1 protein-coding gene and 1 pseudogene are annotated in these 1,171 nt (G+C 54.6%); both read right to left on the bottom strand.

All coding sequences use genetic code 11. The features are described 5' to 3' along the window. Positions 1–125: pseudogene (locus ACWDPV_RS24150) on the bottom strand (DNA-processing protein DprA); the annotation flags it as partial. Positions 126–206: 81 nt separating this feature from the next. After that, positions 207–1,171 (bottom strand): hypothetical protein (locus tag ACWDPV_RS24145; RefSeq protein ID WP_449745008.1); only part of this gene is annotated, 965 nt, incomplete at its 5' end.

Raw genomic sequence — 1,171 nt, 5'->3', positions numbered from 1 at the left:
GCGCCCAGTGGACGTCCGAGCTTGCAGGCCCACGCCGCGGTGCTCACCGCCCCGGACCGCGCACCCGCCTCGACCACCAGCACCGCCGCCGACAGTGCCGCGACCAGACGATTGCGCGCCAGGAAGATTGTTTGCGCTACCAGACGACACAATTCCCTGACATGCCCATCTAGCCAGATTCCAAATAATACCCACCGATTTCGTATCTAATTATAGACTGCGCGGGGAATCTCGTCGACAGATTCGTTCTCTGATATCGGAGGAAGTTGCTTCCTTAAAACCAGTTCCATATCTTTATCAGAGAACTCCCCGTTTCTCAGTATTTTGAGCTGAAGGAATAGACCATGCATTTCATGGACAACATTCTGTTCCTCCGTGTGGCGCAGGCTCACATCATCCATGCACTCTTGATTCACCGTAGATAAATCCTCTTCCAGCGCGAGATAGTCGTCTTCCAGCGCTCCATTCTTGACCAGCTCCCGATACAGTAGAAGAGTCTGCCGAAACCGATTCAGAAGCACGATTCCACGACGCGGCGATAGACTCTCGGCGTAGATGAGCTGATCCTTACCCTGGCTATACAGGTCCCAAGACTCGGGACTGCCTGGCTCCACATCCATATAACTCCGAAGAATCAGCAGTCTTCCCAGGGTCGTACGCCGATGAATCTCCTTTGGGGCCAAGTCGACCGCCTTCGCGGCGAAGGACGTCGCAGGGATATACAGCGCATTGAGCTGGGCCGCAATCGACCTCTGTTCCCAGAAAGCCGCCTCGCCCGAATACAAGTCTTCAACCCCAGCGTATATGGATTCCAGATGACGCTTGTGAATAAGTCCCCTGAGCATTCTCGCTCGCATCACAGCGCGAAGAATCCGATACTCATAGTTCCTCGACCGACGTGTCGATTTGTTCACATAAGGTGCAAGCTTCTCCATCAGGGAGACCATCGCTTCGATAATACTAGCCTCGGACACAGACGCTCTAACCGATGAAATGGTCGCCGACCGGTATCGCGTGACCAGTCGCCCGCCCTCGATTGCCACTAGGTCAAGAAACTCCTTCGATCGGGAAATCTTGGCTCTTGTGACGTAGTTGTGGGTGGGTTCGGCGTGGCGTGAGGGCGCAACGCCGTTGTCCTGCTTAAGGTTTGGTTTGCGAAGACTAAACCTGA

Source organism: Gordonia sp. NPDC003504 (assembly GCF_053587995.1).
This window is presented reverse-complemented; position numbering and strand designations above follow the sequence as displayed.